Source organism: Paratissierella segnis, from assembly GCF_014385195.1.
GTDB lineage: Bacteria > Bacillota > Clostridia > Tissierellales > Tissierellaceae > Paratissierella > Paratissierella segnis.
The window spans coordinates 175585-189816 of the sequence record NZ_JACRTG010000016.1 but is presented as its reverse complement, the minus strand read 5'-3'; the positions used below and the strand labels follow the sequence as shown (position 1 = coordinate 189816).

Genomic DNA, 14232 nt, shown 5'->3' with positions numbered 1-14232 from the left:
TGTATTTTCATTCTATTATATCTAATTCAAACCAAAATGTACTTCCTTTGCCAACTACTGACTTGACTCCATATTCTCCATTATGCATCGCAATAATCTTCTTTACAATTGAAAGTCCAAGACCTGTACCCATTACCGGACGTTTATGATTTTTATCCACTTTATAATATCTATCCCATATATATGGCAAATTATCCTCCGAGATACCTTCTCCATGATCAATTATTTCAATCCTAACCTTGTTGTCCTTAATAATTTGTTTAATAATAATTATCTTATCATTCCCACAGTGTGTAACAGCATTGATCAAAAGGTTATAGAATACTTGAGTAATCTTAACTTCATCTGCAATTATATAAACATATTTGTCATATATAAAATCAAACCGATATCCATCCTTTTTAATAAATTCACTAATTCTTTTAATAGTCTTTTCAAGGCTTTCCGTAAGATTATAATTTATTCTATTTAAACCTTCCATACCTTTCTCAATATTAGAAATATCCAACATATCATTTACAAGGCATGTCAAACGCTTTGTTTCATCCATGATAATTTGACTATGTTCAAGTGTTGCTTCTTGCGGAAAATCATGCATCATCTCTGCATAACTATAGATCAAGGCAAGGGGGGTTCGTAAATCATGTGATACATTTGCCATAAGCTCACGTCGCAATCTTTCTACTTTAGAAAGCCCCACTGCCGCTGTGTTTAAAGTATCAGATAACTCCTCAATTTCCAAAAATCCTTTCCCATGAAATTCTATTTCATAATTTCCCTCTGCCATTAATTTAGCACTCTGATTAATTTTTTCAATGGGTTTTGAAATATGCTTGGATATAATGACTGCAAGCATTATTGCAAGCAGAACCATGATTACTGTTATAATAACAAGCTGCATTCGCAAAGTCGATACTGTCGCATCAACGGGAGTCACCATAGCATAGAAAGTAAGTGAAATATTTCTTCCATCCTCTAAAGTATATTCTTGAGTTCTAGTGATTGTTTCCGGTTGTCTATGATTATTTTTATCAGGATGTGCGGGACGAGCAGGCGGATTAAAGTCCTGTGTGGGTTGTACAATTATTTCTTTTGTGAATTCAAGTTCATACAAAATATCTTTAAGATTGGGACTGTTAATTTCCTTTTCTACCAAATTTATTGCTTTATTAATTTCAATCTTTCGAGTGAATTTATACATATCACTTAAAAAAGTTGTTTGAAATATCCATAATATTGAAATCAATAAAACACAAAATCCCAAGAGAAATGCAAATATTTTCCACTGTAATTTTAATTTATCCATCGAATCTATACCCCAGTCCACGTAAAGTTTTTATAAAATGTGCATAGGGCCCTAATGACTTCCTGAGGATTTTCACATGTGTATCTAATGTTCTATCATCACCGTAATAATCAAATCCCCAAACTTCAGTCATTATTTTCTCCCGAGGCACAGCAATATTTCTATTCCGTATTAAGAAAAATAATAAATCATATTCTTTAGGTGCCATATCAACCTCTGCACCATCAATAAACACCTTATATGATGTCATATCCGCTTTAAGCCCATCTTTTTCAAATATAATGTGTTCTTTTTCATTGCCTTCCGGCCTTGTTAAGTGATTATCACCGGTTCTGCGTAAAATAGCAGCTACTCTAAGCATAATCTCTTTTGAGGAGAAGGGTTTAACCACATAATCATCCACTCCAACTTCAAATCCCAAAACCTTATCGTATTCTTCACCTCTGGCAGATAACATGATTACAGGTGTATTGGAAAATTTACGTATTTCTTTTACAGCAGAAAAACCATCTAATTCCGGCATCATAACATCCATAATTATAATATCAAAAACATTATTTCTGCAAAGTTCAACTGCCTCCATTCCGTCTCCTGCTTCCATGACATCATAACCCTCAAATGTAGCATATCTTTTTATTACAGTCCGCAGCCCTTTTTCATCATCACATATCAAGATTTTAGCCATTTTAAAATCATTCCCTACTTATATTTCATATAATTTATATTTAAAATTGTATCACAAGATTTTTTAAATACAAGTTAACGAATTTAAAAATCAAGTAGGGCGAAGCAATTCACACTTTCACAGCACCGGTTTATAAAAATACAGATGCAGCATAACACTAAACTGCATCCGTAAGAAGTGTATTCTATCTGAAGATTACATGAACTTTTAGGATTTTAACTATATTCTTGAAATTTTCACGTTTTTATAATTCAAATAAGTTAAATAATTCATTATTTAATATATTAGGCTTAGAATATTCATCTTTTAGCGTAGGAATATCTTCTCTATAATGGCTTCCTCGACTTTCTTTTCGCATTTCAGCTGCTCTTGTCATTAATAATGATGTTATAATCATATGATATATTTCTACATTTTGTATTTCAGGCTTATCCCCTGCAGGACTTGATATCAAGTCTTTCATAAGTCCTTTCAAATTTTCTTTTAATAATAATAACCCTTCTCCACTTCTTAAAATCAGTAAATATCTTTGATTTAATTTTTTGATTTTATCTTTGAATGATTTAACGTCTATATCTTTATATAAAATCTGTTTTACTTCATCTATATCAGCGTTGAACATATTGTTATCATATTTATTAAATTTATCATCTTTTGCAAGTTTTCCAGCTTCCCTACCTGCAATCTTACCGAATACTTGACAAGTAAGCATCATATTTCCACCAAGCCTATCTGCACCATGAGGTCCACCGGCAGTCTCTCCTATTGCAAAAAGTCTATTTACCGTTGTTTTGGCTTGTTCGTTAATCTTTAGTCCTCCATTGACTGCATGTGCAAAACATGAAAGCTCTACCGGGTTTTTCAATAAATCTACTCCTCTGGATAATAAAAACTTATATGCAATAGGCCACATCTCATGTAATCCAAATTTGTTTGTACAAGACTGTACATATTCATGTGTCATATTTGTGAAGTCGCATAAAACACCGCCATTTGTTGTTGCTACTTTATCTAAAATTGTTTTCTGAATGCATATCTCAAGATATTTTGAATCATCGCTTGTACTAAATGGAAAATGATGTTGGTGTGCATCTAAGATATCATTTTTCTTCAATATATTTGGGATTCTTCCATCAAAGATACTCTTCCCATTGATATCTGTCAAATCCGGATGTCCGCCCCAAATATAGGCATTTATCAAACTTGTTAAGGGATAGCTGATTCCAATTCCGACTTGCATAAATTCCATATTAACAATATCAGCTCCCGCCAGATATCCTAGAGCATATCCATCTCCGGTAATATCATAAGGGTTCATATTTTTCTCAAATAATTGTCCTGCTCCGCCGGTTGCCAAAATTGTTGCTTTAGATAATATAAGCAATTCTTCACCTTTTTCTTCTAGAGCATATACTCCCAGACATTCTCCTTCATTAACTAATAGCCTGAGAGCAGTAGTTTGATCTAAAATATTTATATCATCTGAGAGATTGTTTATCATTGCCTTTATAATTGGTTCTCCATGACCTTTTATAACATGAGTTCGTGCCTTAGTTGAAAAGCAACTTAAGAAGGCATAATAATCTCCATTCGGATTCTTTTTAAATTCTACACCCCAATCATCTAACTCCTGAACTGAACTTTCAGCATTTTCTGCAACTATCTGAGCCAATTTGGGATCAGCCATTCCTTTTCCCGCACTTACCATATCTTCAAAGTAACTCTCAGGATTATCCAATTTATCTTCCACACCATCAGGTGAATTATAGCCCGCCATTTCAGAAACTTGAAATGCAGTAGCCCCACTTTTACCTAATTTATCCTTAAGTACTAATGTTACCTGTACTCCCGACCTTGATGCTTCAATTGCAGCTCTTAATGCTGCTCCACCACCGCCAATAATTAGAACATCTGTATTAATTGTTCTCATATGACACATCCTTTCTTCTATCTTAAAAAAATGACTTGCGAAGAAAATATTTTATTATTTTTTACGCAAGTCTATTTTTGATTTAAAGCATTGAATTAGAAACCAGAATCATACATTTCATCAACATTTTCGGAGTCAACTAAAGTAACTGGTATTAAATTTATTTTGTCAACTTTTTCTCCATTTAAGACCTTGTTAGCTATCTCTACAGCTTCTTTAGCTCCTGTTGGATAAATAATTGATGCACTTAATTTTCCTTCTTTTATTTTATCAAATGCTTCCTTTTGCCCATCCGCACTTACTGTTATCATCCCTTCAGTACGACCTGCCGCATCTGACGCTTGTAAAGCTCCCAATATCATATTGTCACTATGACTATATACTGCATCAATCTGTTCATTTGCCTGCAATAAATCTTCCATAACTTTCATTCCCATATCCCTTTTATAATCCCCTGTTAAATCCGAGATTAATTTTATGTCAGGATATTTCTCTTTTATAGTATCTACGAATCCTTTGTATCTATCATTTGTAGCAGAAGCCCCAAGAGTTCCTTGGATCATAGCCACATTCCCTTTTCCTGAAAGTTTTTCACCAATAAAATCAGCAGCAAGTTCACCTATCATGACATTGTCGCCTCCAACAAACGCTGTATAGTCCTCTGTACTAATTGTACGGTCTATTAAAATTAGAGGAATACCAGCATCCATTACCCTTTTTGCAACCGGAGCTAATGGCTCTGATTGAACAGGAGCCATAATAATTAAATCTACTCCTTTTTGTATTAGGTCCTCAACATCGCTTGTTTGTTTTGCTGAGTTGTTTTGACCATCTGTAAGTATTATCTCCCAATTAAGTCCTTTTTCAGCAATTGTTTGCTCCATTTCGGATTTTAACGCAACACGATATGGTGTGTTCATATGGCATTGTGCGACTCCAATAGTAATCTTTTCACCATTTGTGTCATTGCCTGTATTTTCAGGCTCACTTGATGGCTTATTGCCATCTGAAGAACAAGCAGTCAAACTTGTTATAACTAAGACGACTACCAATGATGCTAATAAAAATCTTTTAATATTTTTCATTTTTAAGCCTCCTGTTTTTTTATGCATTATTTATTATTTAAATCTATTGAATAATTCAATAGGTCCAAACTCAATTATTTATTTTTTCTTTTCGAATTATCCCAAACTACTGCTCCTAATATTATGAGTCCTTTAACTACTTGTTGTATATAAGGACTTACTCCTGCAAGATTCAAAATATTTGAAAGAATACCTATTATCAATATTCCAACTAAAGTTTTTTCTACTCTGCCTTCCCCACCGCTCATACTAGTTCCACCAATTACTGTGGCAGCAATTGCATCGACTTGATAATCCAATCCAATGGTCGGATCGCTACTAGCTAAGCGGGATGTAAGAACTATTGCTGTTATAGCGGACAATATCCCTGATATGCAATATACAAATATCTTCGATTTTAAAATACTTATTCCTGATAATCTTGATGATTCTGCATTGCCTCCCACTGCATATACCGAACGACCAATTGTTGTATGATTTAAAATAATATATGCAACTGCAAACACCAATAAAAAGATAATCACCGGTACAGGAACAAAACCAATATAGCCTTGTCCGAATATTTCATAACCATTTGCAATACCCCAAACCGGTTGTCCATTTGTAGTTAATTGGGCTAATCCTCTAAGAATTGTATTTGTAGACATTGTAACTATAAAAGGCGCTAATCCCTTAGATACATAATATCCATTTATAAAACCCACCAAAATTCCTATAGCTAATGCGGCCAGTAATGCAATTAAAATCCCATAGCCCTTGGACATTAAAATCATTGCTACCATGCCTGCAAGCCCTACAATTCCTCCAACACTGATATCAATTCCACCATTTATGATTACAAACGTCATACCAATAGCAATGGGACCTGTAACTGAAATCTGTCTAAAAACGTTAATAAGATTTTTATAATTTAAGAATGAAGGCTCCATAATTGTAGATACAATTATCATTACTAAAAGAATAAATATGATGCCATGTTTATTCATAAATGTTGATAATTTATTTTTATTTTCTAACTTTTCCATTTTAAACTCCTCCTACAGCTAGTGTCATGATGTTTTCTTCTGTTGCTTTTGATTTATCTATCGATCCTTTGATTTGACCCTCATGCATAACAATTATTCGATCACTTATTCCTATTACTTCGGGTAACTCTGACGATACGACTATTATGGCATTTCCTTCTTCAGCTAGTTGTACTATTAATTGATAGATTTCTGCCTTGGCGCCGACATCAATACCTCTTGTAGGTTCATCAAATATATATAATTTTGCACTGGTATTTAACCACTTACTTATAACAATTTTTTGTTGATTCCCACCAGAAAGTTCCACAACACATTGTTCCGAACCGGATGTTTTAGTTTTTAACTTTTCAATATAATTATTGGCAATCTCATGTTCTTTCTTTGATTTGATCAGACCAAACTTATTGGCAAATGTCCAAAAGCTTGCAAGTGTTGTGTTTTCTCTAACTGTCATTTTCATTACAAGACCTTCATTTCTTCGATCTTCTGTAACAAAAGCTATTTTATTTTTAATAGCATCTAATGGAGTGTTGTTTTTAATTTCTTTTCCCTCCATGTACATGTGTCCTGAATCCAACTTGTCAGCTCCAAATATTCCCCTCATTGTTTCAGTCCTGCCTGCACCAACAAGTCCCGAAAAACCTAATATTTCTCCCCTTTTTACTTGGAAACTAACATTTTTTATATAATCACCGACATTTAAATCTTTCACTTCAAATAAAACTTCATTTGCAGGTTTACTAGTTCTATTAGGATAATATTGATCTAGTGATCGTCCTACCATCATATTTACTAATTCAGATTTTGTAGTATCCTTAATATCTTTTTGTCCGGTTATTGCACCGTCTTTTAACACCGTAACACTATCACATATAGCTAAGATTTCCTCCAACTTATGGGATATATAAATAACCGTTATTCCCTGACTTTTTAATTTTCTTATTATTTTAAATAAACACTCAATTTCATTGTCTGTCAAGGAACTTGTTGGCTCATCCATAATCACTACTTTGGGATTCAAAGATAGTGCTCTGGATATTTCGATCAACTGTTGCTGAGCAACACTTAGAGTTCTTGTCTCAACATTTGGATCAATATTAAGATCTACCTCCTCGAAAAACACCTTAGCATTCTGTTGGATTTTGTTCCAATCAACCAACCCATTCTTTTTCTTTGGTATCCTTCCTAAATATATATTCTCTGCTGCAGATAAAGTCGAAATCAAAGATAATTCCTGATATATTATACTAATTCCCTTCTCTCTGGCAGCTAACGGTGAGGTCGCATCAATTTTTTCGCCATCAAGTATAATATCACCGCTGTCTTTACTATAAGCACCGGCAAGAATCTTCATAAGAGTCGATTTTCCTGCTCCGTTTTCACCAATTAATGCATGGCACTCACCTTTATTAAATTTTATATTTATGTCTTTTAGTACCTTAACAGGTCCAAATGACTTATTGAGATTCTTAATTTCCAGTATTACTTCCTGCTCCAAATTAATACCTCCTCTCTCATTACTTTCCCTTAAAATGCGGTTCCCTCTTTTCAATAAAAGCATTAACTCCTTCAGTTTGATCATCTGTACTAAGGCACAATCCTACTCCAAAAGCTTCTAATGAAAGTCCTGCATCTAATGATGTTTCTTGACTGTAGTTAATAGCCTTTTTTGCATAAGCTATTGAAATAGATCCTCGAGATGCTATAACATGTGCTAATCTTATAGATTCTTCCAGCAAACTCTCCTGATCCGGTAAAACTTTGTTAACCAATCCATAATCGTAAGCTTCTTTAGCTGATATAAATTCTCCGGACAATACCATTTGCTTTGCACGAGATAGTCCGATTAATCTTGGAAGCCTTTGTGTACCTCCCCAACCGGGTATATTTCCTAATTTGATTTCTGGTTGTCCAAATTTTGCATTTTCACTTGCAAACCTAATGTCGCAAGCCATTGCTAATTCATTTCCACCGCCTAAACAATATCCGTTCACAGCTGCTATACTTGGCTTATCACTTCTTTCTATTCTAGCAAATATGCGTTGACCTTCTAACATCCATTTTGTACCATCGCTTGAATTTATTCCGTTTAATTCATTTATATCTGCACCTGAAACAAAAGCTTTAGGCCCTACTCCTGTAATTATAAATGCGTGTATATCGGCATTATTTTCGATATATGTTATAGCTTTGTCCAACTCTTCCAACACTTCTCTGTTTAATGCATTATAAACTTTAGGCCTATTGATAGATACTATTGCAATATCATCTTTTTCCTCCAACAATAACATGTTATATTTCATTGTTTCTATCCCTTCTTTTCAATTTTTGTCCTTAAGTTTAAAGGTCTATCCGAAAAAATATCCGGATCCATAATTTTTATTTGTTTTGATATTAATGGTTTAAATTCCATTTGTGCTAAAACATCTTTATCTATATCAATGCCCGGAGCTACTTCTATGAGCATAATTCCATCTTTAGTCAACTCAAATACTGCCCTTTCTGTTACGTATAAAACTTTTTGCTGTTTCATCTTGGCGTATTCCCCGCTAAAAGAAATCTGAGAAACTTTATCAACCAATTTATTGACCTTACCTTCTGACAGGATTTCCAATTTGTTATTATCAACTTTCTCTTTCAACCCTGCTGTTGTAAAGGTACCAACAAACACTACTTGCTTTGCATTTTGGGAAATATTTATAAACCCACCGACGCCGCTTACTCTATCTCCAAATTTGCTTACATTCACATTACCTTCTTTGTCTATCTCAGCAAATGAAAGAACTGCCAAATCTAAGCCACCACCATCATACCAATCAAATTGATATGGTTCCTCAATAATTGCATTGGCATTATATGCAATTCCAAAATCCGTACCCGAAGCCGGCACCCCACCAACTATTCCCTGCTCAACAGTTAAAGTAATGTAATCTGATAAATTCTCTTCACCAACTACAGATGCTACTCCGTCAGGCATACCAAATCCCAGGTTCACTTTAGCATTTTCATACAATTCCATAGCAGCTCTTTTAGCGATGACTTTTCTCTCATTCAATGGCATCCTCTCCATAGAACCTTCTAAAGGTATTTTATATTCCCCTGAAAGACTGGGATTATAATCCGTTTTAAAGGATACCCTTTGGTTCGGGTCCAATACAACTGCATCAACAAGAATTCCCGGAACGCGTATTTCTGTCGCCTTCAGCATCCCTCTTTTAACGACTCTTTTTACCTGAGCAATAACAATACCACCGGAATTCTTAGCGGCTTGCGCTGCTGATATTCCTTCTAAAATAAGTCCTTCATGTTCAAAAGAAATATTCCCATCTTCATCTGCTGTAGTTCCTCTTAAAATTGTTACATCTATAGGGAATGATTTATAAAATAAGTACTCATTACCATCTATTTCTATTACTTTAGATAATTCGTCTTTCGATATTTTGTTTATTGCTCCGCCTTCAATCCTTGGATCAATAAATGTACCTAGTCCGACATGACTTATTAATCCGGGTTTTCCACCGGCTATTTCCCTTGCCAGTTGTACCATAACCCCCTGTGGCAATACATACGCCTCGATTTCATTATTTAGCGCCATTTGTTGAATTCTAGGAGACCATGACCAATGGCTGCCGATAACTTTGCGTACCATTCCCGGATGTGAAAACCTATCTGAACCACCACCATTTTTATCACCAATACCAGAACTATGACACAATAAAAGATTGGAAGGATGTCCACTCTCTAGAAATGATGCTTCTAATTTTTCTAAAATCAAAGAAGGTTCATTGATGCCTCCTCCACAGCTTACCACCCATACACAATCCCCATCTTTTATCAGTTTAGTGGCTTGTGATGCCTCCATTATCTTTGACATTATCCATCATCCTTTCTATTATTTTTCTTGATATCCTAGTTTTTTTGAAATTAGTTGAACGGTATTTTGCAATTTAGGAACTAAAGTTTTAATATATTGAGGATGAAACTCTTCTGCCATACATCCTAAGCTAATTGCAGCAATTGGCTTCCCTTTTAAATCAAAGATTGGCATTCCAATTCCTTTAATACCAATTTCGTTTTCCTCATTATCAATAGAAAATCCACGCTCTCTAGTCAATTTTAACTCCTCTATTAAATCTAACGTATTGCTTATAGTATTAGGTGTACGCTTTTCAAATTTGATATTTTTAATATAGGTATCTAATTCATCATTATGTAGATTTGCTAATATAACTTTGCCTGTAGCTGTACAATAAGCGGGGGTTAGCTGCCCTTCCCGCATTGATATACGCATAAAGTTGTTGGTTAGTGAACGTGCTATATAAATTATATGCCCCTGCTTGTAAGTTGCTAATTGTACTGCTTCTCCTGTATCAGCCTGCAATTTAACCATGTAATCTATTGACTTGTTTTTAATATCTAACCTGTCCATATACAACGTTCCCAATTCGAGTAAAGAAATTCCTAAAGTATACTTATTTGTTTCTTCATCCTTTTCTAAATATCCATAATGTTCCAGCGTTTTAATGATGCCATGAGCAGTAGTCTTAGCTATGCCTAGTGATCTTGCAATTTCACTAACACCTAACAATTCCTTGTCATGATATAGCTCTAATATATTAATTGCTCTTTCAATACTTTGAATCATTTTTTACACCTCTCAATATGTATTTACTATTTACGTTCGATAATATAGTACATCGTTCACGTTTTGGACACAAATATAAAACACAATAGTATAACGTTTTTACAACTTTATTCATGATAACACTTGCTAATATATTTTGTCAATAATAAATTTAAAAACTATTTTTAATAGGTAGCCGAACATATGGAAATACTCATCTTTTAAATCTAGCTAATTTATGGTAAAATAGTTGAATATAGCTAAAGCAATCTATACTAATAGATAATATTGGTTATTTACACTATGTTTAAATATATTATGAGAGGAATAAGATTATGAATAAAACTGTTATTCGTACTATTGAAATTTTACAGTATATATCTGAAAATAAAGATAATGCAAATATTTCTGAAATATGTAGAAAATTAATGATACCAAAAAGTAGTGCTTTCGATATCATTTACACTTTGATAGATTTAGATATTTTAAACGTTAGAGAAACTGATCATGTAAATCAAAAATATTTTGAATTGAGCACTAAATTATTCCAAATTAGCAATAAATTTCTATCCCAAAATGATTTATTTTTACTTGCATATCCTATCCTAGAAAGTTTGAGTAAACAATCAGGAGAAACAACATATTTAACTATAAGGGACGGAAAGAATATAGTTTATTTGTTGAAATTCACCGCTGAAAGTTCATTAATCCCTAATATACAGGTGGGCGATACCAACAACCTTTACTCAACTTGTGAAGGCAAAGCATTTTTATCATGCATGAGAGAATTACAAATAAATGAACTATTGGCTGCCGAACCTTTTGAACAAAACACCAAATCGACAATTACAAGCTATAATGATTTATTTAAAGAACTGAGTAATTCCAGAAAACAAGGATATACAACTGACATCTGTGAAAGCAATGATGATGCCCTATGTGTTGCTGCACCGGTTATAGATGTGACAAACAATGTTGTCTGTTCTATTAGTATTGTCAGTTTTTACAATCGTCATGATTTAACAGTTCTAAATAAATGGGGAAATCTAGTCAATGATTCTGCCTTTCTTTTATCTAAAAAATTGGGCTACTCCTTTAATGACTTATATGATTTTTATAATAAGATGTTGGAAAGCAAAGATTGAGACTCTTAGCTATGGATATGATGCTTTTAAATCCTGTTCCTAAAATTCTACAAAATTATAAATCTTATATCCGTTTTTAGTGCCAAGTGTATATCCATTTATAAATTTTATAAATTAATTTACTCCGGAATTACTATTTCACCATCTAAGACGGTAACTGCTTTCCCGCCTACCCATACTTCCGGATTGCTGCCGTTTTGTACCTGTACAAATATTTGGCTTGGACTTCCCAGCCAATATCCTTGATGCGAAGTAAAGGACAAGGCTTCATGCCATCCTTTATTATATAGACAAGCGCCTAAAGCACCATTGGACGTTCCAGTGGCAGATTCCTCCGGAATTCCGCACAAAGGTGCAAAATTTCTGCACCAAATTGTATTTTCCTCACCTATTGTAAAGACATGGGCACCACTGACATCCATCTTTCTACTGTAATCTATTAACTCATCCATTGAAGGAGACATCCCTTTCAAAACATCTATCGACTTAACAGGCAGCAAAATATCCTTTAATCCTGTTGACCATATTTCAGGCAACAACATAAGCTCCGAAATACCAACATCGGTATTCCTAATCCCCATAATCTTACATAGTTCATCAAGCATAATTTCCCTTGCTATGATTAAAGGTGGGGCTTGCTGCATAATAACCATGCCATTTCCCAAAAATTTTATGTTTAAAAGACCTGCTTTTGTTTTTTGAATAACTTCTTCTTTATTTATTATTCCCAACTCTTTAAGCAAGCTAAAAGTTGCAATCGTTGCATGTCCGCAAAGATCAACTTCTTCCGTAGGAGTAAAAAACCGTACTTCAAAATCATATCCAGTGCTTCCCGGAAAGACAAAAGCTGTTTCTGAAAGCTTCATTTCCTTAGCAATCAACATCATTTGTTCATCCGTCAATCCAACTGCATCAATGACTACACCGGCAGGGTTGCCGCAATATGGCTTGCTTGTGAATGCATCAACCTGAAATATCTTTCTTTTCATAACGTACCTCTCCCTTATTTTATTCTCCAATTCTTTATTTTATTATATCCTAAAATACAATATCCTCACACATAATAATATTGCTGGCATAAAAACCTATTATTTTAGAATAATATAAAATATAGATAATATACTTAACTAAAATATAAAAGTGAGGGATGTATAATGCTTATAATCAACCTATATGTAAAATTATTGCTCTTAAACTATTCCGATGAAACCGTACCTGTAAAATACCTTGACTTTGTATGGAAAATGCCCCTTATTGGACCTAGGCCTCCGTACTATACTAATCCAAGGTATGATTTAAATTATCCGGTGATTTAGAAAGTATAAAGATAACAAAAATAAATAAAGAAAGGTAATTTATAAGAAATTTAGATGGATTTCTTATAATAATAAGGTGATTAAAATGGATAATAATCAAAATTCTTCTTCAACTAACAATCCTACAAATGAACAAATTATGAATGAGTTATTGGATTATTTCGAAAAAAATTTGATACTTAAACCCTATCCAATGTATCCGAATTACGGAACTATCACACGATATGAGGATATTCCCATCAGTGTTCCTGAACAACATCAATTTCGTCAGCCCGGGCTCGAAGAATTGATGGTACCGCGCCCAATCATAGAAAACCCAAATTACAAAGGCTCTGATAAGCTTTTAGACAAGGTTGCTCTGATTACAGGAGGTGACAGTGGTATCGGTGCTGCTGTTGCAATAGCTTTCGCTAAAGAAGGTGCAGATGTGGCTATTGCCTATCTGGATGAACAAAATGATGCAATGCGAACAAAAAATCGTATTGAAGAACTAGGACGAAAATGTCTTTTGCTGCCCGGAGATTTAAGGAATAAAAAACATTGTGAAGATATAGTTAATGATACGATTAAAACTCTTGGTAAGTTAGATACCCTGTGTAATAATGCAGGTGTACAATTTCCACAGCCAAGCCTTTTGGATATCAGTGACGAACAATTTGACGAAACTTTTAAGACAAACTTTTATCCCCATTTCTATGTTACAAAAGCAGCGCTTCCTCATCTATGTGCAGGCAGTTCTATAATCGGTACTGCATCAGTTGTAACTTATATAGGTGAAAGCCAGCTTATTGATTATACTTCCACTAAAGGAGCTATCGTTGGTTTTACAAGAGCTCTAGCCAGAAGTTTAGGTAAACAAGGAATACGTGTCAATGCTGTGGCGCCGGGAGAAATATGGACTCCTCTGATTCCTGCAAGTTATTCTGCGGATGTAGTAGCAGTCCCCCAAGATAACATGCTGATGCGTATTGGCCAGCCATTCGAATTGGCACCTACATACGTATATTTAGCATCTGATGATTCCCGGTTTGTAACCGGTCAAGTGCTTCACGTAGACGGGGGTCAGACAACAAATTCATAAACAGCTAGATTTTGATAAAAAGATGACTGGAC

Annotated in this window: 12 protein-coding genes; 2 read left to right on the top strand and 10 right to left on the bottom strand. The window is 34.1% G+C overall.

Going from position 1 to position 14232, the window contains the following annotated elements:
• Positions 1-7 precede the first annotated feature (7 nt).
• From H8707_RS06155 to H8707_RS06115, 9 genes are all read right to left on the bottom strand, one after another.
• On the bottom strand, positions 8-1306 hold the full coding sequence (locus H8707_RS06155) for a sensor histidine kinase (RefSeq protein WP_262429252.1): 1299 nt from the start codon (positions 1304-1306) through the stop codon (positions 8-10).
• Positions 1299-1991: a response regulator transcription factor gene (locus H8707_RS06150; RefSeq protein ID WP_262429251.1), complete on the bottom strand. Its 693-nt coding sequence runs from the start codon at positions 1989-1991 to the stop codon at positions 1299-1301. Before H8707_RS06150 ends, H8707_RS06155 begins: the two co-directional genes overlap by 8 nt.
• Before the next feature lie 244 nt (positions 1992-2235).
• Positions 2236-3921 (bottom strand): FAD-binding protein, encoded by a 1686-nt coding sequence (locus H8707_RS06145; RefSeq protein WP_262429250.1) that lies wholly within the window; start codon positions 3919-3921, stop codon positions 2236-2238.
• 95 nt (positions 3922-4016) lie between these two features.
• Positions 4017-5006, bottom strand: a complete 990-nt coding sequence (locus H8707_RS06140) for a substrate-binding domain-containing protein (RefSeq protein WP_262429249.1) — start codon at positions 5004-5006, stop codon at positions 4017-4019.
• Positions 5007-5080: 74 nt separating this feature from the next.
• Entirely contained in the window at positions 5081-6031 is a 951-nt protein-coding gene (locus H8707_RS06135) for an ABC transporter permease (RefSeq protein ID WP_262429248.1), read from the bottom strand.
• 1 nt (position 6032) lies between these two features.
• On the bottom strand, positions 6033-7532 hold the full coding sequence (locus tag H8707_RS06130; protein WP_262429247.1) for a sugar ABC transporter ATP-binding protein: 1500 nt from the start codon (positions 7530-7532) through the stop codon (positions 6033-6035).
• A 19-nt stretch (positions 7533-7551) separates the two neighbouring features.
• The gene (locus tag H8707_RS06125; protein ID WP_262429246.1) at positions 7552-8337 is read right to left on the bottom strand and encodes an enoyl-CoA hydratase-related protein; all 786 of its coding nucleotides are present in this window, start codon (positions 8335-8337) and stop codon (positions 7552-7554) included.
• A gap of 5 nt (positions 8338-8342) precedes the next feature.
• Complete coding sequence (locus H8707_RS06120) at positions 8343-9908, bottom strand: acyl CoA:acetate/3-ketoacid CoA transferase (RefSeq protein WP_262429245.1); 1566 nt, start codon at positions 9906-9908, stop codon at positions 8343-8345.
• A gap of 18 nt (positions 9909-9926) precedes the next feature.
• The gene (locus H8707_RS06115) at positions 9927-10679 is read right to left on the bottom strand and encodes an IclR family transcriptional regulator (protein ID WP_262429244.1); all 753 of its coding nucleotides are present in this window, start codon (positions 10677-10679) and stop codon (positions 9927-9929) included.
• Between the two features lie 314 nt (positions 10680-10993).
• On the opposite strand from H8707_RS06115, the gene H8707_RS06110 reads away from it, so the two are divergent.
• The gene (locus H8707_RS06110) at positions 10994-11803 is read left to right on the top strand and encodes an IclR family transcriptional regulator (protein ID WP_262429243.1); all 810 of its coding nucleotides are present in this window, start codon (positions 10994-10996) and stop codon (positions 11801-11803) included.
• Between the two features lie 119 nt (positions 11804-11922).
• On the opposite strand, the gene H8707_RS06105 is transcribed toward H8707_RS06110, so the two are convergent.
• Complete coding sequence (locus H8707_RS06105; RefSeq protein ID WP_262429242.1) at positions 11923-12792, bottom strand: PhzF family phenazine biosynthesis protein; 870 nt, start codon at positions 12790-12792, stop codon at positions 11923-11925.
• 412 nt (positions 12793-13204) lie between these two features.
• Here H8707_RS06105 and H8707_RS06100 point away from each other — a divergent pair, with 412 nt between their 5' ends.
• On the top strand, positions 13205-14200 hold the full coding sequence (locus tag H8707_RS06100; protein ID WP_262429241.1) for an SDR family oxidoreductase: 996 nt from the start codon (positions 13205-13207) through the stop codon (positions 14198-14200).
• Positions 14201-14232: the final 32 nt, after the last annotated feature.

Excerpts from the sequence above, each read along its gene's own strand:
- H8707_RS06155 (WP_262429252.1), bottom strand. The coding sequence starts at position 1,306 with ATGGATAAATTAAAATTACAGTGGAAAATATTTGCATTTCTCTTGGGA.
- H8707_RS06150 (WP_262429251.1), bottom strand. The coding sequence starts at position 1,991 with ATGGCTAAAATCTTGATATGTGATGATGAAAAAGGGCTGCGGACTGTA.
- H8707_RS06145 (WP_262429250.1), bottom strand. The coding sequence starts at position 3,921 with ATGAGAACAATTAATACAGATGTTCTAATTATTGGCGGTGGTGGAGCA.
- H8707_RS06140 (WP_262429249.1), bottom strand. The coding sequence starts at position 5,006 with ATGAAAAATATTAAAAGATTTTTATTAGCATCATTGGTAGTCGTCTTA.
- H8707_RS06135 (WP_262429248.1), bottom strand. The coding sequence starts at position 6,031 with ATGGAAAAGTTAGAAAATAAAAATAAATTATCAACATTTATGAATAAA.
- H8707_RS06125 (WP_262429246.1), bottom strand. The coding sequence starts at position 8,337 with ATGAAATATAACATGTTATTGTTGGAGGAAAAAGATGATATTGCAATA.
- H8707_RS06120 (WP_262429245.1), bottom strand. The coding sequence starts at position 9,908 with ATGTCAAAGATAATGGAGGCATCACAAGCCACTAAACTGATAAAAGAT.
- H8707_RS06115 (WP_262429244.1), bottom strand. The coding sequence starts at position 10,679 with ATGATTCAAAGTATTGAAAGAGCAATTAATATATTAGAGCTATATCAT.
- H8707_RS06110 (WP_262429243.1), top strand. The coding sequence starts at position 10,994 with ATGAATAAAACTGTTATTCGTACTATTGAAATTTTACAGTATATATCT.
- H8707_RS06105 (WP_262429242.1), bottom strand. The coding sequence starts at position 12,792 with ATGAAAAGAAAGATATTTCAGGTTGATGCATTCACAAGCAAGCCATAT.
- H8707_RS06100 (WP_262429241.1), top strand. The coding sequence starts at position 13,205 with ATGGATAATAATCAAAATTCTTCTTCAACTAACAATCCTACAAATGAA.